Raw genomic sequence first — 19,272 nt, 5'->3', positions numbered from 1 at the left:
ACCTCGGCCAGCGCAAACAGCTTGTCCTCATCACCATCCGGCGGAACCTCACCCGTCAGAATCGCGAACAGCCAGGCACACTCAGGAGGAAAGTGGATGGTCAAGACTCAGTGCCTGTTCTGCTCGTTCACGGTGTTGAAGTCGTCCCGGTGACGGCCGCCTCCGGCGAGGGAGGGGGAACGTTTCGCCCGGTGACCGGTGAAGCAGGGTGGTGCGGGCAACGATCTTACGGCTCGTCCGGGCGTCCTCGGCCGGCCCGCCGTCGTCGCCGGGTGAGGAGGGCCGCCCCCACCTGACGAAGATGCGATCCGGACTCGAATGGTTGTCAGCCAGGGGTGGTTGGCTGGAAACAAGCGGGGGCGGGGCGATGCCGTGGAGTGCTGTTCCTTGTTCGATTCCTCGTCGATGGGTTGCCGCCTAACATCGCTGAGTGCCCTCATCGCTTCCTCCTGAAAGGCAGGGCACGCCATGTCCCAGGACCTCCTGGTCCGGAAGATCAGCTACGGCTTCGACCAGTTCGACACGGACGGCAACGGCGAGCTGAACGAAGCCGACCATGTCCTCATGGGGCAGCGGTCGGCCCAGGCGCTCGGGCATACCTCCGGGTCGGACGCCGAGCGGCGCCTGGTGGACGCGTACGTGAGCATCTGGCGGACTCTCCATCTGCCCCATCTGCCTCCGGGCACCGAGTCGATGACCCGGGACCAGTTCGTCGAGGCGACGCTCACCCTGGCCGACGATCCGGTCGCCCGGCAGACCACCGTCGGCGCACTGGCAGAGTGCTTTCTGGCCATCGCCGACACGGACGGCAACGGTGTGGTGGACCCCGACGAGTACTTCGACTTTCTGCGCGGGCACTTTCCCGGGGTGCCGCGGGAGGCCGCGGACATCGCCTTCCGCTATCTGGACCGGGACGGCGACGGCGCACTGTCGCCGGACGAGTTCGTCTCGGCCGCCGTCGAGTTCTGGTCCAGCCGGGATCCGCAGGCGCGCGGCAACTGGTGGCTGGGCGTCGACTTCACCGCGTAGAGCAGGCGGGTCACCTGGATGACGGTGTGCCGCCGCGTCCGAACGGGCGGGAAACGGCCGGGCCGGTATTCGGCGGCCGCCGAGCGGGGATCGCTGGGAGCGGTGCCACGGGCCCGTGGCACCGCCCTCCCTTGAAGGACGTGACCATGCGCATCCGTACCGCCTTCGCCGCCCTGGCCCTGGCCGCCGCCTCCGTGGCGGGGACCGCGACCGCCGCCTCCGCCGGCGCCTCCGCGATCGAGTTCGGTGACATCATCATCACCACCGAGGAGAACAACACCTTCGTCTCGGCCTGCAACGAAGCCCTGCTGCTGCTCTCGCCTTCGGTGCAGTGCGGGGTCTTCGACATCTCCCCGCAGTAGTTCGGTTCAGGTCGCGGGCCGGCCGAGCCCGGCCGCCATCTCCTCCAGGAACGCCCGCAGATGCGGCGGCTTGGGGCCGGGACGGGTGGCGAGATACCACGTACGGGTCAGCGGTACGGTCCCGATGGGCACCAGCGCCAGGCCGTGCGACCCGGTGTACGGAGCCGCCACCCAGTTCGGCAGGACGGTCACGCCCTGGCCGCCCGCGACCATCTCGACGACCAGATCGGTGATCACCGGCATCGTGGTGATCCGGCCGGGCCTGGCGCCCGGGGGCAGCGGCAGCGGGACCGCCGGGACCCGGCTCTGGTCGTACACGTCGTAGAGGACCAGATGGGCCCCGGTGAAGTCGCGCGCGGTCAGCCGGGCGCGACCGGCCCAGGGATGACCGGCCGGGACCACCGCCACCATCTCGTCGTCGAAGAGCCGCACCAGCTCCAGCCGGTCCTGCTCCCGGTCCGGTTTGGTCAGCAGCGCCACGTCCACCCGGTCCGCCAGCAGCGCGGGCACCGGGGCGTCGTCCGGCACGGTCTCGATACTGACCTCGGCATCCGGATGCCGCTCGCGGAAGGCCCGGATCACCAGCGGCAGCCACTGGAAGGTCGTACTGCACTGCGCGGTAAAGCGCACCCGCCGGTCCCGCCCCTCTTTCAGATCGCGCAGGTCCCGGTCGGCGGCCTGTAGTTCCGTCAGCACTTGGTGGGCGGCGGCGATCGCCCGGTGTCCGGCCGCATTGGGGACCAGCCGCCGGCCCTTGCGGTCGAAGAGCCGCAACCCCAGCCGCTGCTCCAGCCTGGTGAGCCGCTGGCTCAGCGCGGGCTGGCTCACATGGAGCATCCCGGCGGCGGCGGTGAGCGAACCCGTCTCGGCGGTGGCCCGGAGCAGTTCGAGGTCACGCAGATCCCAATCCATAAGCTCAGGTTATTCCTTGCTTCGATATTCGTCGTGGTGTTATCGATCAGGCGCTTCTAGGTTCGGGAGTCGCGGGGCCCGCCCGCACAGCACGGCACGGCGTGCAACGGCACGAACAGAGGAGTACGGCCATGACGGATGACGGCGGAAACGGTCCCACCGGCCCCATCGACCGCACGGTGATCGTCACCGGCTCGTCCAGCGGTATCGGGCTGGACATCGCCCGGGCCTTTCTGGCCCGGGGCGCCCGGGTGGTGATCAACGGGCGGGACGCCGGACGGCTCACCGCGGCCGCGAAGGAACTCGGGCATCCCGACCGGGTCGCCGCGGTGGCGGGCGGCATCGGTTCGACCGCCACCGGGACGGCGCTGGTCGCCGCGGCCGTCGACCGGTTCGGCGGGGTGGACGTCCTGGTGAACAACGCCGGGACCTTCGCCCCGCGGCCCTTCACCGAGGTCACCGAGGAGGAGTTGGACGGCTACCTCACGGGCAACCTCCGCGGCACCTATCTCACCACCCAGGCGGTGGTGCGCCGGATGCGGCGGCAGGGCCGCGGCGGCAGCATCGTGAACATCGGTACGGTGCTGGTCGATCACGCTCTGGCAGGCTTCCCGGCCTCCGCGCCGGTGGTCAGCAAGGCCGGTGTCCATGCGCTCACCACCAGCCTGGCGGCGGAGCTGGCCGACGACGGCATCCGGGTCAATCTGGTCGCCCCCGGCGTGATCCGCACTCCGCTGCACGCCGCCGCCGACGTCGACGGATACGGGCCGCTGGCCCTGCTCAACCGGGTCGGCGAGGTCGCCGAGATCTCCGAGGCGGTGCTCTATCTCGCGGAGGCAGCCTTCGTCACCGGCCACACCCTGCGGGTCGACGGCGGACATGTGACGGGTCGCCGCTGATGCCGTATGTGAATGTGCGGATCACCCGTGAGGGCGCGACCGCCGAACAGAAGGCCCGGATCATCTCCGGGGTGACGGAACTGCTGGTGGATGTGCTGGACAAGGACCCGGCGACGACCTTCGTGGTCATCGACGAGGTCGAGTTGGCGGACTGGGGGGTGGGCGGTCTGCCGGTGGACGAGTACCGGAGGCGGGTCCGGGAGGCCGGCTGACCGGTCGCGTACGCGCGAGAGCCCTGCCGCCCGCAGTGCGGGTGGCAGGGCTCGGCGTGCGAACCGCTGTCAGACGCGCCGCTCCGGAGCAGCGAGGCCGAGGAAGCCCGTCCAGGCCTGGGGCGACATCCGTATGACCGGCCCGGCCACCGCCTTGGAGTCCCGGACGTGCACCGTGCCGATGTCGACAGCGACCTCCAAGCACTGGCCGCCTTCAGTTCCGCTGTAGCTGCTCTTGAACCAGGTCAGGGGCTCAGCGTTGTTCATAGCTCTCACCTCTCCGTCAGGCGCGATACTCCGAGGCAGCGAGGCCGACGAAGCCTGCCCATGCCTCGGGCGACATTCGTATGACCGGTCCGGACACCGCCTTGGAATCCCTGACGCACACCGTGCCCGTGCCAGACGCCGCGACCTCCAAGCAGTCGCCGCCTTCAGTTCCGCTGTAGCTGCTCTTGAACCAGGTCAGGGGCTCAGCGTTGTTCATAGCTCTCCCAGCAACCTTTCGATGAACTCAAGCGACTCTCGCGGAGTGAGAGCCTGTGCTCGGATGATTCCATAGCGTGCGGCTGCGAGAGCCGCCTGCTCGGGATCCGTCTCCAGCGTGCTGGTCATCTGTGCCTCCACATACAAGAACCTCTTGCCGTCCTTGCGTGTGACAGCCGTGAACGGCCCATTCACCCCTGCGTTGTCCTCGCAGTCGATGGGCATGATCTGTAGTTCGACGTTGCGCCGCTGTCCCGTGAGTAGCAGGTGCTCAAGCTGGCCGCGCATAACCGCCTTACCGCCATAGCGGTGTCGCAGGACCGCCTCGTCCATGACGAAACTCAGCAGTGGGGCGGGGCGTCGGTCGAAGATGTCCTGCCGGGCCAGCCGTGCGGTGACTCGCTGTTCGATGGTCTCCGGCTCAAGAGGCGGCCGTCGCATGGCAAGGAGCGCCCGCATGTACTCCTCGGTCTGGAGTAGCCCTTTGACCACATGAGTGTCGTAGGCCAGCAGTTCAATCGCTTCCTTCTCCAACTGCGCCATCCCCTGAAAGAACAACGGGTACTGCGCCCGCTCCACCTGTTCCTTCCACAGCGTCAGCAGGCCGTCCGCCGCCAGTTCCGTATCCGCCCGGTCGATCGCCCTCGGCGGCGGGATGCGGCGGCCCTGTTCGAAGGAGGCGATCGTGGATGCCGAGTAGCCGAGGCGTCTGCCCAGTTCCTCGCGTTCCAGCCCGGCCCGGATCCGCAGGGTCTTCAGGCTCCGGCCGAAGGCCGTGACCACGCCCTGGGCCGACTTGTCCGCCGTCCGGCCTTCGTCCGTGTCGGCTTCGTCGCCGCCGACCGAAGGTGTCCTGTTCTCCACCATGAAGCACCGCCTCCTCGGCTCAACGCCCCCGCGGGGGCGCGGTCACGCCGTGCCCCGCGTACGGGCGCCGACAGCGCGCGTACAAGCGGCTCGCGTCGGTGCGTCACCACTGGTCACGCTACGCCACCGGAAGCACCGTGGTGGCCATGACGAACAACCCCCACAGCCCCGGCCGTACCACCTATCCCCCTGGTACCGGCGGGCACTTGAGCACCAGGTGTGGTCCGTACGGGCCCGAATTCGCCATGCCGTTCACCTCCACGCCCCGGGGGGCTTCCCTGGCCCGGCGGCTGGTCGCCGTACGGCTGCACGAGTGGGGGATTCCGTACGGCACCACTCCGCACGAGGCGATCGTCCTCATCTCCGCCGAGCTGATCGCGAACGCGGTCCGGCACGGCCATGTGCCCGGACGGGACTTCCATCTACGGCTCCGCCCGACCTCGCTGCCGGATCCGGTCGCCCGGGTCGAGGTGACCGACACCCGGGGCGAACGGCTCCCGCCGCCCCCGGACGCCCTGGTGGAGCCGGGGCTGGAGGAGGGCGGGCGGGGGCTGCTCCTGGTGTCGGAGCTGGCCCATCGCTGGGGCTGGTATCCGCGGTCCGAGGGGCCGGGGAAGACGGTGTGGGCGGAGTACCTGGTCACCGGGGAGCCGGAGCGGAAGTGACGGCGGCTGAGTACCGGAACTCATGCACGACGGGGTCCGGTGTTGGCAGGATCCGCGCATGACACGCGACAAGTGGGTCCCGGCGGTCCTGCATCTCCTGCTGGTGTGGGCCGCGATGACGGCCGCGGTGCCGGTACTCGGATTCGTCGTGCTGGCGTCGGCCTGGGCCGCCGGGCTCGGCGCGGCGGCGGTGGCCTTCGCCGTGGGAGTGCCGCTGACGCTGGGGCTGCTGGCCCTGACGGGTCTGGCGGCCCGGGACGTGGTGCCCATGTGCGCCACCGGGGGGAGCCGACTGGGCTGGTCGTTCCTGGTGTTCGTTCTCGGCACGCTCGGGGTGGTGGGCGGGCTGGCCGTCTACGGGCAGGGGGTCGACCTGGGGAGCGGCACCGCACGGTATGCGCTGACGGGGGTGCCGTACGCCGTGGCCGCGGCCCTCTTCGTACCGGGTTGGCATATCCGGCTGGGCGCGGTGGCCGTGCTGGCGGCCGGGATCGCCTACGGCAGTGTCATCGGCCCGGAGCGGGTGGAGGATGAGCAGCAGCAGTCGGAGGTCGCCCGCTACAAGGAGCGCGCGGAGCTGCTGCATCTGGGCACCGCCCCGCCGGGCATGCAGCTGACCCGGGCCGAGCTGGGACCGGCCTGGTTCGGTGTCGAGTACCGCGGGATACGGCAGGACGAGTTCTCTCTGGTCATGCTGGCGATACGGCGTCCGAGCACCCCGGCGATCCGATGCCCCCTGTTTCGGGAGCCGGGTGCGACCTGCTCCGTGGGGGCCGGGGGCGACATACGTACGGTCCGGAAGCTGCCCGGCGGCGGGCAGGCCGTCATCCTGGCCCGTCGGCATGGTGGCGTGGAGGCCGAAGTCAACAGCGAGACCCTCGACGAGGCCGGGCTGCGGCGCCTGCTGGACACTCTGCGCCCGGTCTCGGACGCGGAGTTGGAGAAGCTGATACGAGAGAAGAAGATCAGCTTCGGGTGACCGGCGGGCGGTACGAGCGCGGTGGGCTCCGCCGACGGCCCCGGGCGGACGGGGGCTGCTTCCGGTGTCGGCGCCGGCCCGCCGCTCGGGCCGGGCGCCCAGGCCCCGACGAGCCGGGGGACACGGTCCGGGCGGAGTATCCGGTTTCGCGGGCCCATCGCATCCGACGGCGCCCGTCAGTCGAGGGCGCTCCGCTCGGCGGGGGTGAGGTGGGCGGTGATCCGGCGCTGGTTCCGGACCAGGCGCAGGCAGAGATGGCGGAGCTGGTCGATCTCGTGCTCGCTGAAACCGTCGAACAGCGCCGTCATCGCGCGCTGCGTCGGGATCCGGAAGTCGTCCAGCCACGCCAGGCCCGCGGGGGTGATCCGGGCAAGGACGGACCGGCGGTCCGCCGGGTCGGGGTCGCGACGGACGAGGCCCTCGCGTTCGAGGGTGTCGACCAGGCCGGTGACATTGCGGGGGGTCATGTCCGCGGAGCGGGCCAGCTCGCCGAGGTGGGCACCGTCGGTTCCGAGGGTACGCAGCCGGATCAGGACGTCGACGGCTCCCGCGCTGAGACCGCGGCCCTCCGAGCCGAGGGCGCGCAGCCGCTCCAGGGTCTTGTGTGCGGCGCGGGTGGCGGCGGCAGCCTCCAGACGGCCCGTGGAGCCTCCCGAGGTGAAGTAGGCGGCGGATGTGCGGACTTGGGGATCGAAGAGCAGGCCGTCGGCATCGTGGCTCAGCTCGGCGGAATTAGTTACGTGCTTCATAATGAAGTAGTACCGAAATTACGCCGACTCCGTCAAGACGAGGCTTGCGGCCTGATCACGTAGGGGGTGCGGGTGTTACCGTCCCTCATATGCCTGAACTGATCGCCCCCACAGGACGGTTGCACTCCTCGTGGCTCACGGCGCGTGACGAGTGGCAGCCGGGCGCTCACCAGGACGGGACCGGTCTGCGTCTGGCCGGTGACGATGATCTCGACCGCCCGGAAGGGTTCGCCTCATGGGCCGAGCGACTGCGACAGCAGTCGGACCGGTCGCTGCCTGTCGGAGAAGGGCGCGTCCACGCTACCCACTGGTGGATCGTGGACGGTGAGACATACCTCGGGGCCATCGACCTTCGGCACTATCTGAACGCCCTTCTGCTGGAAGGCGGCGGACACATCGGCTTCAGCGTTCGGCCTTCCGCCAGGAGACGCGGACTGGCCTCGTGGGCGCTGGGAGCGGTCCTGCTCAAGGCGCCGGCGCTCGGTCTGGACCGGGTCCTTCTCACCTGTGACGACGGCAACGCCGGCTCGGCGCGCACCATCGAAAGCAACGGCGGCGTCCTCGAAGATGTGCGCAGCACCGAAGCCGGGGTCAAGCGCCGCTATTGGATCACTCTGGACGGTGCCGGTCAGAGCCGTTCGGGGATGGCTGCGACGAGGATGGCCGCCTCGTAGCGGACCGGGAGCTTCCGACCCTGTTCGATACCGCAGTGCAATTCGGCGGGCCCGCACGATCGTCGAGTCGACGGTGACGGCCCGGGGCAATCGGGCCCTTCGCGTCGGCCCGTACGGCACGGAGTGAGCCTTCCGGCACACCGCCTGACGCCGATCCACCCCTCGGGGTTCTCCTCTTCAGAACGTCCGGCTCCGGCGTCACGTTCCCGGATTCACTATGACGTTCCCCCCAGCCTCCGACCCTTCCGCCGGGTGCCGCCGCGAGGGCATAGTCCGTCTCCGCGCCAACCCAGGTGCGACGGCGACCGGTTGAGGGGATTCTGCGTTCCATGACATCCGAGGCGGTATCGGCAGCTTCCGCGGGCACCTGGCTGCTCGGCGACACACGGGTCAACCGGATCGGCTTCGGCGCCATGCGGCTGACCGGCAGCGCGGCTTTCCACCTCGGTGCGCCCGGTCCCCGGGGCCGGGCTCTCGAAGTGCTGCGGCGGGCGGTCGGCCTGGGCGTCAACCACATCGATACGGCGGCCTTCTACTTCTCGCAGCTCCGCTCCGCCAATGAGCTGATCAACTCGGCTCTGTCGCCCTACCCGGACGGTCTCGTCATCGCCACCAAGGTCGGTCCGGCCAGGGACAGCTCGGGCGAGTGGGCCGCCCCCGCCCGCCCCGACCAGCTTCGCGGCCAGGTGGAGGAGAACCTGCGGCAGCTCGGCCGTGACCACCTCGACCTGGTCTATCTGCGGCTCATGGGTCAGGAGTCCATCGCGGAGCACTTCGGCGCCCTGGCCGAGCTGCGCGACGCCGGACTGGTCCGGCAGCTCGGAGTCTCCGCCGTCCGCCCGCACCATCTCGCCGAGGCCCTCGCGATCGCGCCGGTGGTCTCCGTCCAGAACCGCTTCGGGATCGACGCACACCAGGACCGGGAACTCCTGCGGGAGTGCGGCGCACGAGGCATCGCGTTCGTACCGTTCTTCTCCATCGCGGGCGCCGGAGGCGACGGCGGAGCCACCGGTACGGAGGAGCGGGCGGTCCTCGATATCGCCCGCGCGCACGGAGCGTCCCCGGCCCAGGTGCGGCTCGCCTGGACGCTCCAGCAGGGCGAGCATGTGCTGCCCATTCCCGGTACCGGCAACCCGGACCATCTGGAGGAGAATCTGGCGGCGGGCGCGCTGCGGCTCACCGGCGAGGAGACGGCGCTCCTCTCCGGCGACCGCACACCGTGAACGGACGCACCCGGGCCGGGGCGCAAGAGGTCAGCTCCCCAGGCCCATGATCGCCACCGACAGCGGGACCGCGGGCTCCTCGGGGAGGGGCGGCGGGTTGTCGGCGCTGGTGGTGTGGGTGGGCGGGACCGGGCGCAGCGCGGCGACGCCGCCCTCGGCCCACGGGGCGTCCGTCGGGCCCAGGGAGAGCGTGACCTTGCGGCCGTCGCTCAGGGTGGTCTCCAGCGCGCCCTTGTCGTTCGTCTCCATGAAAGCCGCCTCCTCGGGCAGGACACGGAGCCGCGGATCCGGCTCCGTGTCACGCACGACGATCACCCGCGGCGGAAGGTTCCCCACCGTTTTCGGTGGAGGGCGGGCTGGTCCGCGCGGGGCCGTCAGATGCCCAGGTCGGCCAGCCAGGCGCCGGTGGTCCGCGGGGTGAGGCCCAGCAGGGTTTCCGCGGAGCGGGCCGGGGTGATCGCGTGATCCGGGAGGGTGGCGATCGTCCGGTAGAGGGCCGCGACCCCGGCCGCCGTGGGCTCGCCCAGCATGGGGGCGATCAGGGCGCCGAAGGCGTCGGGGGTGATCCCCTCGTACACCACCTCACGGCCGAACCGGGCGCCGAACGCCTCGGCGAGCTGCGGGCCGGTGACCGGCGGGTACTGGCCGACCGGGACCGTGCCGGTGATGTCGGTGCGCTCCAGCAGGGCGGCCGCCGCGTCGGCGACGTCGAGGTGGGACACCCAGGAGACGGGGAAGCCGGTGCCGATCGGGTAGCGCAGCACGCCCTCCTCCCGGGCGGCGCCGACGACGGGCGGCAGCAGGAGGTTCTCCAGGAACAGCTTGGGTGCGAGGACGGCGTACGGGACGCCGCTCGCGGCCACCTCTTCGATCAGCCGGGCGACCGCGGGGTCCGCCGGGACCGGGGACTTCTCGTCCGGGGTGTCCGTGAAGGCGCCGCTGGTGGAGATCACCACCCGGGCCGGGCGGGCCCGGTCGACCGCGGCGGCGATGTTCGCGGCATAGGCGAGGCGGTCGTCCGGAGCGGCCAGCGGCAGATGGACGAAGACGCCGTCGGCGCCTTCGTAGGCGCGGGCCAGTTCGTCGGCGGAGGCGTAGTCGGCGGCAACCGAGGGGGTGTCGGCGGGCAGCTTCGCGGGGTCACGGGTGACGGCCGTCACGGACTTGCCCGCGGCCAGGAGGGCGGCGAGTACGGGGGCTCCCTGGGCGCCGGTCGCGCCGTGGATCACATAGCTCATGAGCTAATGGTGCATACGATGCACCGGTTACATCAACTGCACTAATGGCATACGATCACATCATGACCACTCCCCTGCCCTCCTGTGGAGTCGCCCGTTTCCTGGTGCTGCTGGACGGCCCCTGGGCCACTCTGATCGTCCGCGAGCTGCTGCGCGGCCCCCACCGCTTCACCGAGCTGCGCGCCGCCCTGCCCGGTATCAGCCCGCACACCCTGACCAGCCGGCTGCGCCAGTTCGAGACGCACGGCATTGTCACCCGTACCGCCCATGCCGAGATCCCGCCGCGCGTGGTCTACGAGCTGACGCCGCTCGGGCGGGAGCTGCGGCCCGTCCTCGACGCCATGGCCGCCTGGGCGGCGGCCGTCCCCGCCGGACCCTCCGGGGGTCCGGCGGACTGAACCACCCGTACGGCCGCCCCCGTGCGGCGGTATCGCGCGTGCGCGTCGCGGTGGCCGCCCCGCCCACCGCCGCCGTCCGGCGGTATCGCACGTGCGCGCGTGCGCGCTCACCCGCAGCCGCCTGCCGCCCGCTCCCTTGCCGCCACCCGACCCGCCCGCCGGACCACCGTCCGGCGGGCGGGTTTCGTTATGTGTTCCGTTGCACCAACGGAAACCTCGCCTGTTCGCCACCCGCCCTTGACACCGGGGTTGATGGACGCAAAAGTGAATCAGCAATAACCTACTTCAGGGGAGGGCTGATGGGGCGCGGAGTACTCGTGGCGGGTGTCGGCATGGTGCCGTTCCGCAAGCCCAGCGCCGGGCTGGCCTACGACGAACTCGGCCGCGGCGCGGTCCGGGCCGTACTCGACGACGCGGGCCTTCCGTACGACCGGATCCAGCAGGTGTACGCGGGATACGTCTACGGCGACTCGACCTGCGGCCAGCGCGTGGTCTACGGATTCGGCCGGACCTCGGTCCCGGTGCTGAACGTCAACAACAACTGCGCCTCCGGCTCGTCCGCGCTCTGGCTGGCCCACCAGGCCGTCCGCAGCGGTGCGGTGGAGTGCGCGCTCGCGGTCGGCTTCGAGCAGATGCCGCCCGGGGCGCTGGGCGCCAAATGGGACGACCGGCCGCATCCGCTGGCCGGGTTCCGGGAGGTCCTGGAGGAGATCTATCCGCTCGACCCGGCCCTGCCGGGCACCCCCCAGTACTTCGACGCCGCGGGCCGCGAGTACCTGGAGAAGTACGGGGCGCACCCGGAGACCTTCGCCCGGGTCGCGGTGAAGGCCCGCGCGCACGCCGCCAACAACCCGTACGCCGTCTTCCGCGATCCGATCGGCCTGGACGACGTACTGGGCTCGCCGGTCATCGCGGGCAATCTGACCCGGCTCCAGTGCTGCCCGCCCACCTGCGGCGCCGCCGCGGCCATCGTCTGCTCGGAGGAGTTCGCCCGGGCCAACGGCATCGCCCCGAGGGTCGCCATCGCCGCGCAGGCGCTGCACTCCGACAGCGACGACGTGTTCACCGGGAAGAGCGCCATGTCCCTGGTCGGCACCGATGTCACCCGGGCCGCGGCCGCGGAGGTCTACGAGCGGGCCGGGGTCGGCCCGGAGGACGTCGACGTCGTCGAACTCCACGACTGCTTCACCGTCAACGAGGTCCTCACCTACGAGGGCCTGGGCCTCTGCGCGGAGGGCGGCGCGGAGAAGTTCATCGCCGACGGCGACAACACCTACGGCGGACGGGTCGTCACCAACCCCTCCGGCGGGCTGCTCTCCAAGGGCCATCCGCTGGGCGCCACCGGGCTGGCGCAGACCGCGGAGATCACCTGGCAGCTGCGCGGCGAGGCGGGCGCCCGCCAGGTCGGCGGCGCGCGGCTCGGCCTCCAGCACAACCTCGGCCTCGGCACCGCCGGAGTCGTCACCCTCTTCGAGAAGGTCTCCTGACGATGCCCCTCTCCCCCTCGCTGATCGGCACCCGGTATCCGGAGTTCCGGACTTCGGCGGAGCGCGGCAGGCTCTGCTTCTTCGCCGAGGCCACCGGACAGCACGACGCGGTGTACACGGACACCGACGCCGCGAAGGTGGCCGGGCACCGCGATCTGCCGGTACCGCCGACCTTCCTGTTCTGCCTGGAGATGGACAACCCCGACCGCGGGAAGTTCCTGCGCGACCTCGGGATCGACGTCCGCACGATCCTCCACGGCGGCCAGGAGTTCGCGTACCACTCCCCCGTGTACGCGGGCGACGAGCTGACGTTCGCCACCGAGGTGACGGACGTCTACAGCAAGAAGGGCGGCGCGCTGGAGTTCATCGTCCGCACCACCCGGGTGACCCGGGACGGCGAGCCGGTCGCCACCCTCACCAGCACCACCGTCGTACGCGACCCGAAGGCGGCCCGATGACCAGCCCCGCACCGAAGCCCGTCCTGGAGCCCGTGCTCAGGGCCGGGGACACCTTCACCCTCGAAGCGCCGAAGGTTACCCGTACCGCGCTGGCGCTGTACGCGGGCGCCTCCGGCGACCACAACCCCGTACACATCGACATCGACGCCTGCCGTGCCGTCGGCATCGACGACGTCTTCGCCCACGGCATGCTCTCCATGGCCTATCTGGGCCGGCTGCTGACCGACTGGGTGCCGCAGGACCGGATCAGGGAGTACGGGGTGCGCTTCTCCGCGATCACCCCGGTCAACACCGTCCCCGTCTGCCGGGGCACCGTCACCTCCGTCGAGGACGGGCTGGCCCGTCTCGAACTCACCGTCGGCCTGCCCGACGGCACCGTGACCCTCCAGGGGCGCGCCGTCGTCACCGCCGCCGCCTGACCGCGGCAGACCTCCACCGCTCTCCACGATCTTCACTCAAGGACGGACTCACATCATGGGAAACCTGGACGGCAGGGTCGCGATCGTCTCCGGATCGGGCCGCGGTATCGGCCGTGAGGTGGCGCTGAAGCTGGCCGCCGAGGGCGCGAGCGTCGTCGTCAACGACCTCGACAAGGAGCCCGCCGACGAGACCGTCGCCGAGATCACCGCGGCCGGGGGCAAGGCCGTCGCCTGCACCGGCTCGGTCACCGAGGAAGGTTTCGCCGAGCGGTTCGTGAACACCGCCGTCGACACCTTCGGCGGCCTCGACATCATCGTCAACAACGCGGGCTACACCTGGGACACCGTCATCCAGAAGATGACCGACGAGCAGTGGGACGCCATTCTCGACGTCCACCTCAAGGCGCCCTTCCGGATCCTGCGGGCCGCCCAGCCGTTCATCCGGGCCAACCCGACCGCGTACCACCGGAAGGTCGTCAACGTCTCCTCGGTCTCCGGGGTGTTCGGCAATCCGGGCCAGGCCAACTACTCCTCCGCCAAGGCCGGTGTCATCGGGCTGACGAAGACGCTCGCCAAGGAGTGGGGCCGCTACAAGGTCAATGTCAACGGTGTCGCCTTCGGCTTCATCCTGACCCGGATGACCGAGGCCACCGCCGCCGACGACACCTTCGTCGAGATCGAGGGCCGCCGGATCAAGGTCGGCGTCTCGCCGCAGATCATGGAGGCCGTCAAGCGCACCCACCCGCTGGGCCGCCCCGGCACGCCCACCGAGGCCGCGGGCGCGGTCTATCTGCTCTGCGCCCCCGAGTCGGACTACGTCTCCGGACAGGTGCTCAACGTCGACGGCGCCGCCCGCTGAGCCACCGCCCGTACGCCACTCCCCCGCCCCACCTCACCGTCAGGAATGGTTCATGAAGCGCAGCATCTACAACGAGGAGCACGAGGCGTTCCGGGCGATGATCCGGGATTTCATCGCCAAGGAGGTGCAGCCCCACTTCGCGCAGTGGGAGAAGGACAACCTCGTCGACCGTGACGTCTTCCGCAAGCTCGCCGCGCTCGGCGTCCTCGGCTTCGACGTCCCCGAGGAGTTCGGGGGCAGCGGCGACACCAGCTTCAAGTACCAGGCGATCATCACCGAGGAGTGCGCCCGCGCGGCGGTCACCCTCGGCCACTTCGGTGTCTCCACCGGAATCGTCCTGCCCTATCTGCTCGACCTCGCGAACGACGAGCAGAAGAAGCGGTGGCTGCCCGCCGTCGCCTCCGGCGACATCATGCTGTGCATCGCCATGACCGAGCCCGGCACCGGCTCCGACCTGGCCGGTATCCGCACCACGGCGAAGCTCTCCGGGGACGGCAGCCACTACGTCCTCAACGGTTCCAAGACGTTCATCACCGGGGCCCGGGTCTCGGAGCTGTGCATCGTCGCCGCCCGTACCTCCCCGGCCACCCCGGAGGACCGCAGGCACGGACTGAGCCTCTTCGTCGTCCCGACGGACAGCGAGGGCTTCGAGTACGGCCGCAAGCTGGAGAAGGTCGGCCTCCGCTCGTCCGACACCTCCGAACTGGCCTTCAACGAGGTGAAGGTGCCGGTGGAGAACCTCCTCGGCAAGCAGGACGAGGGCTTCTCGTACCTCGGCCGGAACCTGCCCCGCGAGCGGCTCCAGATCGCCGTGGGCGCGACGGCCTCCGCGACCGCCGCCATCCGGTTGGCCAAGGAGTACGTCACCGAGCGCCGGGTCTTCGGCAAGCCGGTCGCCGCCTTCCAGAACACCAAGTTCGTCCTGGCCGAGTGCGCGACCGAGGTCGCCGCGCTCCAGGCCATGGTCGACAAGGGGATCGAGTTCGACGACACGGGCGAGCTGACCCCGGCCGACGCCGCCAAGATCAAACTCTTTGCCACCGAGACCGCGGGCCGGGTCATCGACAAGTGCGTGCAGTTGCACGGCGGTTACGGCTACATGCTGGAGTACCCGATCGCCCGGCTGTACGCGGACACCCGGGTCAACCGGATCTACGGCGGCACCAGCGAGGTCATGAAGACGATCATCGCCAAGGATCTGGGGCTGTGAGCAGCGGTCACCGGACGGCCGGCGGCGGCACGGACGCCGCCGGTCCGGCCGGTGCTCCCGCGGGCGCCCCGGCCGGTACTGCGGCCGGCGCTTCGGACACGGGGGGCGGCGGCGGGCCGCTCGCCGGTGTCCGGGTCGTCGAGCTGGGCGGTATCGGCCCCGGGCCGTTCGCCGGAATGATCCTCGCCGACCTGGGCGCCGAGGTGATCCGGGTCGACCGGCCCGCCGACCACGGCGGCCCGTCGGCCCACCCCGTACTGCACCGCGGCCGTCTCTCCGTCACCGCCGATCTCAAGAACCCGCGGGGCGTCGCCGTCGTACGGAAGCTGATCGACGGCGCCGACGCGGTGATCGAGGGCTTCCGGCCCGGGGTCACCGAGCGGCTGGGGCTCGGTCCCGAACCCTGTCTGGCCGCCAACCCGCGGCTCGTCTACGGCCGGATGACCGGCTGGGGGCAGGACGGGCCGCTCGCCCAGGCCCCCGGCCACGACATCAACTACATCGCCGTGGCGGGAGCGCTGGCCCAGGTCGGCCCCGCCGACGGCGATCCGGTGGTCCCGCTGAACCTCTTCGGCGATATGGGCGGCGGCGGGCTGCTGCTGGCGCTCGGCGTCAGTGCCGCGCTCTACTCCGCCCGGGTCACCGGCCGCGGACAGGTCGTCGACGCGGCGATGACCGACGGCACCGCGATCCAGATGGCCCTGTTGCAGGGGCTGCTGCGGACCGGGCGCTGGACCGAGGGCCGCGGCAGCAACCTCTTCGACGGTGCCGCGCCGTTCTACCGGACCTACCGGTGCGCGGACGGCCTGCATATGGCGGTCGGCTGTGTGGAGCCGCAGTTCTACGCCGCGGCCCTGAAGGTCCTCGGCCTCACGGGCGATCCGCTGTTCGCCCGGCAGCACGACCGCGGGGCCTGGCCCGCGATGGCCGTACGGCTGGCGGAGGTGTTCGCCACGCGTGCCCGTGACGACTGGGCGGCCGACTTCGAGGGCACCGAGACCTGTGTGACGCCCGTGCTCGACTGGACGGAGGCCGCGCGCCATCCGCACAACGCGGGCCGCGGCACCTACCGGATCACCCCTGACGGCTATCCGGAGCCGGGGACCGCGCCCCGTTTCCTCGGCACCCCGTCGGCGGTGCCGCGCCCGGCGGTGCCGACCGGGAGCCACACCGACGAGGTGCTGGCCCGGCTGGGGATCGACGCGGCGGAGCGGGCGGAGCTGCGGAGCGAGGGCGCGATCGGCTGAGGAAGGGGCAGGGGTACGGGGGGGTACCAGGGGGGGTACGACGGCCGGGGGCCGGGACACGGTGGGTGTCCCGGCCCCCGGAGCGTTGTTCCGGTGCGGTGCGGTGAGATGCGGTGCTCCGGCGCCGCGCGGGTGGTGCGGGGAGTCGGCGCCCCGGCCGTCGTTCCGATGCGGTGCGGTGAGATGCGGTGCGGTGAGGTGCGGTGAGGGGGTACGGGGTACGGCTCGGGGCCGTACCCCGTCGTGTCACGGGGTACGGCGGGGGCGCAGCACGGTCTCCTGGACCACCGAGGCGACCAGGTCGCCGTCGCGGGTCCAGAACTCGCCGTGGACCAGGCCCCGGCCGTCGCCCGCGGTGGGGCCGCGCTGGACCACCAGCAGCCAGTCGTCGGCGCGGAACGGCCGGTGGAACCAGACCGCGTGGTCGAGGGAGGCCAGGAAGTGCCGGGACGCGCCGGGGCCCTCGCGGAGCACTCCGGGCAGTTCGACGTCGAGGGCGGCGACGGGGGCGAGCATCAGGTCCGAGGCGTAGGTGAGGGCGCACATATGGACCAGGGGGTCGTCCGGCAGGGGCGCGGCGGAGCGGAGCCAGAGCCGCTGTTCGGTGGCGCCGGGGCGGGCGAGCCAGGTCACGGGGGCGACCCGGACGTCCAGGACCCGGCCGATCTCGAACTGTCCGAACCCCTCGGGGTCCACCGCGGCCCAGGCGCGGAACGCGTTGGGGAGGTCGTCGGGGGGTGCCGTCGGTGGTATGGCGGCCTGGCGCCCGGGGATCTCCTCGGGCACGGTGAACGACGCCGAGAGGGTAAAGATGGCCTCGCCGCCCTGGAGCGCGGTGACGCGGCGGGAGGTGTAGCCGCGTCCGTCGCGGAGCCGTTCGACGCGGTAGTCGATGGGCCGGCCCGGGTTTCCGCCGCGCAGGAAGTAGCCGTGGAGGGAGTGCACCCGGCGGCCGGTGTCGACGGTGGCGCCCGCCGCGGTCAGCGCCTGGGCGGCGACCTGGCCGCCGAAGGCGCGCCGGGGCAGCCCGGCATGGCACCGGCCGCGGAACAGGTCGTCGCCGGGGCGGTCCAGGGTGAGGAAGCCGAGCAGCTCGGCGGTGGGTTCCGGGTCGTTCCCCGGGCGCGGGGGGCTCTGGTGCGGGGTCGTCGTCATGGTGCGCTCCTCTCCTCGGGCGGCCGTGGACGGTCCGGAGCCGTACGGTGTCCGTTCCGTACGGTGTCCGGGGTTCAGAGCCGTACGGTGTTCCGTTCCGTACGGCGTCCCGGGTTCAGAGCAGTTCGAGGATGGTCGCGTTGGCCATGCCGCCGCCCTCGCACATCGACTGGAGGCCGTAGCGGATGCCGTTGTCGCGCATATGGTGGACCAGCGTGGTCATCAGCCGGGCGCCGGAGCCGCCGATGGGGTGGCCGAGGGCCATCGCGCCGCCGAGGGGGTTCATCTTCGCGTAGTCGGCGCCGGTCTCCCGCAGCCAGGCGAGGGTGACGGAGGCGAACGCCTCGTTGATCTCGAAGGCGCCGATGTCGCCGATGGAGAGGCCGGACTTCTTGAGGGCCTTGGCGGTGGCGGGGATGGGCCCCTTGAGCATGGTCACGGGGTCGGTGCCGGCCAGTACCGCGGTGTGGATACGGGCCATCGGACGCCAGCCCCGGGCCCGGGCGATCTCGCTGGTGGTGATCAGCAGGGCGGCGGTGCCGTCGGAGATCTGGGAGGCGTTGCCCGCGGTGATCGAACCGTCCTCGGCGAAAGCGGGCTTGAGGGCGGCCAGGGTTTCCGGGGTGGAGCCGCGGCGGATGCCCTCGTCGGTGTCGAAGACCCGCTCGGTGCCGTCGGGGCCGGTCACCGTGATGGGGGCGATCTGGCCGGTGAAGCGGCTTTCGTCGACGGCGCGGGCGGCGCGGGCGTGGGAGTCCAGGGCGTGCCGGTCCATCTCGGCGCGGGTGATGCCGTACTCGTCGGCGATGAGCTGCGCGCCCCGTCCCTGGTTGAAGCGGACGTCTCCGTAGCGCTGCCAGACGTCGGGGCCGAACGGTTCGCCGAAGGCGCCGTCGAGGCGGGTGGTGCCCAGGGGGATCCGGCTCATGATCTCGACGCCGCCCGCGACGGCGATGTCGTACTGCCCCGAGACGACTCCGGCCGCGGCCTGGTGCACGGACTGCTGCGAGGAGCCGCACTGGCGGTCGACGGTCACGCCCGGCACCGACTCGGGCCAGCCGGCGGCGAGCACCGCGGCCCGGGCGATACAGCCGGTCTGCATGCCGACCGTGCCCGTGCAGCCCCAGATCACATCGTCGACGAGGGCCGGGTCGAGCCCGGTCCGCCGGACCAGGGCATTGAGGACATGGGCCGAGAGCGAGGCCGAGTGCTGCGTTGCGAGCGAACCGTTCCGCTTGCCGACGGCGGTTCGCACCGCATCGACGACGACTGCGTCACGCATGGGTTCCCCTCGTTCCCCCGGCGGGCGGCCGGGACTTCAATCGCGAATATCTGCTCACACAAGCTAGCTGCTGACATCTCTTGACACTAGGGACGTTCACAGAAAAAGTGAATCTGTCATAACCAAGGCGCAGATGGTTTGCGGCAGTGGAAGGGAACGGCTGACGATGGGAACCATGGACGGCAGGGTGGCGATCGTCTCGGGCTCGGGCCGGGGCATCGGACGGGCCATCGCCCTCAAGCTGGCCGCCGAGGGGGCCTCGGTGGTCGTCAACGACCTGGACCCGGAACCCGCCGCGGAAACGGTCGCGGCGATCGGGGCGGCGGGCGGCCGGGCGGTGGCCTGCACCGGCTCGGTCACCGAGGAGGGCTTCGCCGAGCGGTTCGTGAACACCGCCGTCGACACCTTCGGCGGCCTCGACATCATCGTCAACAACGCGGGCTACACCTGGGACACCGTCATCCA

The 19,272-nt window shown here is 71.1% G+C and carries 25 protein-coding genes; 16 read left to right on the top strand and 9 right to left on the bottom strand.

Translation table 11 applies throughout. The features are described from left to right. Positions 1-468: 468 nt before the first annotated feature. The gene (locus ACWDR0_RS31365; RefSeq protein WP_456355206.1) at positions 469-1,029 is read left to right on the top strand and encodes an EF-hand domain-containing protein; all 561 of its coding nucleotides are present in this window, start codon (positions 469-471) and stop codon (positions 1,027-1,029) included. A gap of 146 nt (positions 1,030-1,175) precedes the next feature. After that, positions 1,176-1,391, top strand: a complete 216-nt coding sequence (locus tag ACWDR0_RS31360) for a hypothetical protein (RefSeq protein WP_456355205.1) — start codon at positions 1,176-1,178, stop codon at positions 1,389-1,391. A gap of 6 nt (positions 1,392-1,397) precedes the next feature. Here ACWDR0_RS31360 and ACWDR0_RS31355 read toward each other — a convergent pair whose 3' ends face one another. Then, positions 1,398-2,303: a LysR family transcriptional regulator gene (locus ACWDR0_RS31355; RefSeq protein WP_456355204.1), complete on the bottom strand. Its 906-nt coding sequence runs from the start codon at positions 2,301-2,303 to the stop codon at positions 1,398-1,400. A 131-nt stretch (positions 2,304-2,434) separates the two neighbouring features. Here ACWDR0_RS31355 and ACWDR0_RS31350 point away from each other — a divergent pair, with 131 nt between their 5' ends. After that, entirely contained in the window at positions 2,435-3,202 is a 768-nt protein-coding gene (locus tag ACWDR0_RS31350; protein WP_456355203.1) for an SDR family NAD(P)-dependent oxidoreductase, read from the top strand. Further along, a complete protein-coding gene (locus ACWDR0_RS31345) occupies positions 3,202-3,414 on the top strand; it encodes a tautomerase family protein (protein ID WP_456355202.1) in 213 nt (70 codons plus the stop codon). Before ACWDR0_RS31350 ends, ACWDR0_RS31345 begins: the two co-directional genes overlap by 1 nt. Positions 3,415-3,483: 69 nt before the next feature. On the opposite strand, the gene ACWDR0_RS31340 is transcribed toward ACWDR0_RS31345, so the two are convergent. From ACWDR0_RS31340 to ACWDR0_RS31330, 3 genes are read right to left on the bottom strand one after another with little or no spacing between them, the layout of a single operon-like run. Beyond that, positions 3,484-3,681, bottom strand: coding sequence for a DUF397 domain-containing protein (locus ACWDR0_RS31340; protein WP_456355201.1), 198 nt, complete (start codon positions 3,679-3,681; stop codon positions 3,484-3,486). Positions 3,682-3,697: 16 nt separating this feature from the next. Then, a complete protein-coding gene (locus ACWDR0_RS31335) occupies positions 3,698-3,898 on the bottom strand; it encodes a DUF397 domain-containing protein (RefSeq protein WP_456355200.1) in 201 nt (66 codons plus the stop codon). Then, the gene (locus ACWDR0_RS31330) at positions 3,895-4,764 is read right to left on the bottom strand and encodes a helix-turn-helix domain-containing protein (protein WP_456355199.1); all 870 of its coding nucleotides are present in this window, start codon (positions 4,762-4,764) and stop codon (positions 3,895-3,897) included. Before ACWDR0_RS31330 ends, ACWDR0_RS31335 begins: the two co-directional genes overlap by 4 nt. A gap of 146 nt (positions 4,765-4,910) precedes the next feature. Between ACWDR0_RS31330 and ACWDR0_RS31325 the strand changes: the two genes are divergently transcribed. Next, entirely contained in the window at positions 4,911-5,429 is a 519-nt protein-coding gene (locus ACWDR0_RS31325) for an ATP-binding protein (RefSeq protein WP_456355198.1), read from the top strand. A 58-nt stretch (positions 5,430-5,487) separates the two neighbouring features. Next, a complete protein-coding gene (locus ACWDR0_RS31320) occupies positions 5,488-6,408 on the top strand; it encodes a hypothetical protein (RefSeq protein WP_456355197.1) in 921 nt (306 codons plus the stop codon). Positions 6,409-6,584: 176 nt separating this feature from the next. On the opposite strand, the gene ACWDR0_RS31315 is transcribed toward ACWDR0_RS31320, so the two are convergent. Next, positions 6,585-7,157, bottom strand: a complete 573-nt coding sequence (locus ACWDR0_RS31315) for a MarR family winged helix-turn-helix transcriptional regulator (protein ID WP_456355196.1) — start codon at positions 7,155-7,157, stop codon at positions 6,585-6,587. Between the two features lie 89 nt (positions 7,158-7,246). Between ACWDR0_RS31315 and ACWDR0_RS31310 the strand changes: the two genes are divergently transcribed. Further along, complete coding sequence (locus tag ACWDR0_RS31310) at positions 7,247-7,831, top strand: GNAT family N-acetyltransferase (RefSeq protein ID WP_456355195.1); 585 nt, start codon at positions 7,247-7,249, stop codon at positions 7,829-7,831. Positions 7,832-8,160: 329 nt separating this feature from the next. Continuing rightward, positions 8,161-9,054: an aldo/keto reductase gene (locus tag ACWDR0_RS31305; RefSeq protein ID WP_456355194.1), complete on the top strand. Its 894-nt coding sequence runs from the start codon at positions 8,161-8,163 to the stop codon at positions 9,052-9,054. Positions 9,055-9,084: 30 nt separating this feature from the next. On the opposite strand, the gene ACWDR0_RS31300 is transcribed toward ACWDR0_RS31305, so the two are convergent. Both ACWDR0_RS31300 and ACWDR0_RS31295 read right to left on the bottom strand, forming a co-directional pair. Next, positions 9,085-9,360 carry a hypothetical protein gene (locus ACWDR0_RS31300; protein ID WP_456355193.1) on the bottom strand — a complete coding sequence of 92 codons (276 nt, stop codon included), beginning with the start codon at positions 9,358-9,360 and terminating at the stop codon, positions 9,085-9,087. 68 nt (positions 9,361-9,428) lie between these two features. Further along, complete coding sequence (locus ACWDR0_RS31295; RefSeq protein ID WP_456355192.1) at positions 9,429-10,292, bottom strand: NmrA family NAD(P)-binding protein; 864 nt, start codon at positions 10,290-10,292, stop codon at positions 9,429-9,431. Positions 10,293-10,354: 62 nt separating this feature from the next. Between ACWDR0_RS31295 and ACWDR0_RS31290 the strand changes: the two genes are divergently transcribed. The 7 genes from ACWDR0_RS31290 (at position 10,355) to ACWDR0_RS31260 (ending at position 16,370) form a co-directional block, all read left to right on the top strand. Further along, positions 10,355-10,690 carry a winged helix-turn-helix transcriptional regulator gene (locus ACWDR0_RS31290; RefSeq protein ID WP_456355191.1) on the top strand — a complete coding sequence of 112 codons (336 nt, stop codon included), beginning with the start codon at positions 10,355-10,357 and terminating at the stop codon, positions 10,688-10,690. Between the two features lie 299 nt (positions 10,691-10,989). After that, positions 10,990-12,177: a lipid-transfer protein gene (locus ACWDR0_RS31285; protein ID WP_456355190.1), complete on the top strand. Its 1,188-nt coding sequence runs from the start codon at positions 10,990-10,992 to the stop codon at positions 12,175-12,177. Positions 12,178-12,179: 2 nt separating this feature from the next. Beyond that, positions 12,180-12,635, top strand: a complete 456-nt coding sequence (locus ACWDR0_RS31280; protein ID WP_456355189.1) for a MaoC family dehydratase N-terminal domain-containing protein — start codon at positions 12,180-12,182, stop codon at positions 12,633-12,635. Then, positions 12,632-13,054 (top strand): MaoC/PaaZ C-terminal domain-containing protein, encoded by a 423-nt coding sequence (locus ACWDR0_RS31275; RefSeq protein WP_456355188.1) that lies wholly within the window; start codon positions 12,632-12,634, stop codon positions 13,052-13,054. The genes ACWDR0_RS31280 and ACWDR0_RS31275 overlap by 4 nt, the downstream gene beginning before the upstream one ends. A 55-nt stretch (positions 13,055-13,109) precedes the next feature. Beyond that, positions 13,110-13,913 carry an SDR family NAD(P)-dependent oxidoreductase gene (locus tag ACWDR0_RS31270; RefSeq protein ID WP_456355187.1) on the top strand — a complete coding sequence of 268 codons (804 nt, stop codon included), beginning with the start codon at positions 13,110-13,112 and terminating at the stop codon, positions 13,911-13,913. Positions 13,914-13,965: 52 nt separating this feature from the next. Beyond that, complete coding sequence (locus ACWDR0_RS31265) at positions 13,966-15,123, top strand: acyl-CoA dehydrogenase family protein (protein ID WP_456355186.1); 1,158 nt, start codon at positions 13,966-13,968, stop codon at positions 15,121-15,123. Next, positions 15,120-16,370: a CaiB/BaiF CoA transferase family protein gene (locus ACWDR0_RS31260; RefSeq protein ID WP_456355185.1), complete on the top strand. Its 1,251-nt coding sequence runs from the start codon at positions 15,120-15,122 to the stop codon at positions 16,368-16,370. Before ACWDR0_RS31265 ends, ACWDR0_RS31260 begins: the two co-directional genes overlap by 4 nt. A 246-nt stretch (positions 16,371-16,616) precedes the next feature. On the opposite strand, the gene ACWDR0_RS31255 is transcribed toward ACWDR0_RS31260, so the two are convergent. Both ACWDR0_RS31255 and ACWDR0_RS31250 read right to left on the bottom strand, forming a co-directional pair. Beyond that, the gene (locus ACWDR0_RS31255) at positions 16,617-17,525 is read right to left on the bottom strand and encodes an acyl-CoA thioesterase (RefSeq protein ID WP_456355184.1); all 909 of its coding nucleotides are present in this window, start codon (positions 17,523-17,525) and stop codon (positions 16,617-16,619) included. Positions 17,526-17,640: 115 nt separating this feature from the next. Continuing rightward, positions 17,641-18,807, bottom strand: coding sequence for a thiolase family protein (locus tag ACWDR0_RS31250; RefSeq protein WP_456355183.1), 1,167 nt, complete (start codon positions 18,805-18,807; stop codon positions 17,641-17,643). Positions 18,808-18,982: 175 nt separating this feature from the next. On the opposite strand from ACWDR0_RS31250, the gene ACWDR0_RS31245 reads away from it, so the two are divergent. After that, a partial coding sequence (locus ACWDR0_RS31245; protein ID WP_456355182.1) for an SDR family NAD(P)-dependent oxidoreductase occupies positions 18,983-19,272 on the top strand: 290 nt, incomplete at its 3' end.

Source organism: Streptomyces sp. NPDC003691, from assembly GCF_053981115.1.
This window is presented reverse-complemented; position numbering and strand designations above follow the sequence as displayed.

Coding starts and splice junctions, on each gene's coding strand:
- ACWDR0_RS31255 (WP_456355184.1), bottom strand. CDS start 17,525: ATGACGACGACCCCGCACCAGAGCCCCCCGCGCCCGGGGAACGACCCG.
- ACWDR0_RS31310 (WP_456355195.1), top strand. CDS start 7,247: ATGCCTGAACTGATCGCCCCCACAGGACGGTTGCACTCCTCGTGGCTC.
- ACWDR0_RS31340 (WP_456355201.1), bottom strand. CDS start 3,681: ATGAACAACGCTGAGCCCCTGACCTGGTTCAAGAGCAGCTACAGCGGA.
- ACWDR0_RS31280 (WP_456355189.1), top strand. CDS start 12,180: ATGCCCCTCTCCCCCTCGCTGATCGGCACCCGGTATCCGGAGTTCCGG.
- ACWDR0_RS31285 (WP_456355190.1), top strand. CDS start 10,990: ATGGGGCGCGGAGTACTCGTGGCGGGTGTCGGCATGGTGCCGTTCCGC.
- ACWDR0_RS31315 (WP_456355196.1), bottom strand. CDS start 7,157: ATGAAGCACGTAACTAATTCCGCCGAGCTGAGCCACGATGCCGACGGC.
- ACWDR0_RS31295 (WP_456355192.1), bottom strand. CDS start 10,292: ATGAGCTATGTGATCCACGGCGCGACCGGCGCCCAGGGAGCCCCCGTA.
- ACWDR0_RS31335 (WP_456355200.1), bottom strand. CDS start 3,898: ATGAACAACGCTGAGCCCCTGACCTGGTTCAAGAGCAGCTACAGCGGA.
- ACWDR0_RS31360 (WP_456355205.1), top strand. CDS start 1,176: ATGCGCATCCGTACCGCCTTCGCCGCCCTGGCCCTGGCCGCCGCCTCC.
- ACWDR0_RS31330 (WP_456355199.1), bottom strand. CDS start 4,764: ATGGTGGAGAACAGGACACCTTCGGTCGGCGGCGACGAAGCCGACACG.
- ACWDR0_RS31365 (WP_456355206.1), top strand. CDS start 469: ATGTCCCAGGACCTCCTGGTCCGGAAGATCAGCTACGGCTTCGACCAG.
- ACWDR0_RS31275 (WP_456355188.1), top strand. CDS start 12,632: ATGACCAGCCCCGCACCGAAGCCCGTCCTGGAGCCCGTGCTCAGGGCC.
- ACWDR0_RS31355 (WP_456355204.1), bottom strand. CDS start 2,303: ATGGATTGGGATCTGCGTGACCTCGAACTGCTCCGGGCCACCGCCGAG.
- ACWDR0_RS31290 (WP_456355191.1), top strand. CDS start 10,355: ATGACCACTCCCCTGCCCTCCTGTGGAGTCGCCCGTTTCCTGGTGCTG.
- ACWDR0_RS31350 (WP_456355203.1), top strand. CDS start 2,435: ATGACGGATGACGGCGGAAACGGTCCCACCGGCCCCATCGACCGCACG.
- ACWDR0_RS31270 (WP_456355187.1), top strand. CDS start 13,110: ATGGGAAACCTGGACGGCAGGGTCGCGATCGTCTCCGGATCGGGCCGC.
- ACWDR0_RS31325 (WP_456355198.1), top strand. CDS start 4,911: ATGACGAACAACCCCCACAGCCCCGGCCGTACCACCTATCCCCCTGGT.
- ACWDR0_RS31345 (WP_456355202.1), top strand. CDS start 3,202: ATGCCGTATGTGAATGTGCGGATCACCCGTGAGGGCGCGACCGCCGAA.
- ACWDR0_RS31320 (WP_456355197.1), top strand. CDS start 5,488: ATGACACGCGACAAGTGGGTCCCGGCGGTCCTGCATCTCCTGCTGGTG.
- ACWDR0_RS31265 (WP_456355186.1), top strand. CDS start 13,966: ATGAAGCGCAGCATCTACAACGAGGAGCACGAGGCGTTCCGGGCGATG.
- ACWDR0_RS31305 (WP_456355194.1), top strand. CDS start 8,161: ATGACATCCGAGGCGGTATCGGCAGCTTCCGCGGGCACCTGGCTGCTC.
- ACWDR0_RS31250 (WP_456355183.1), bottom strand. CDS start 18,807: ATGCGTGACGCAGTCGTCGTCGATGCGGTGCGAACCGCCGTCGGCAAG.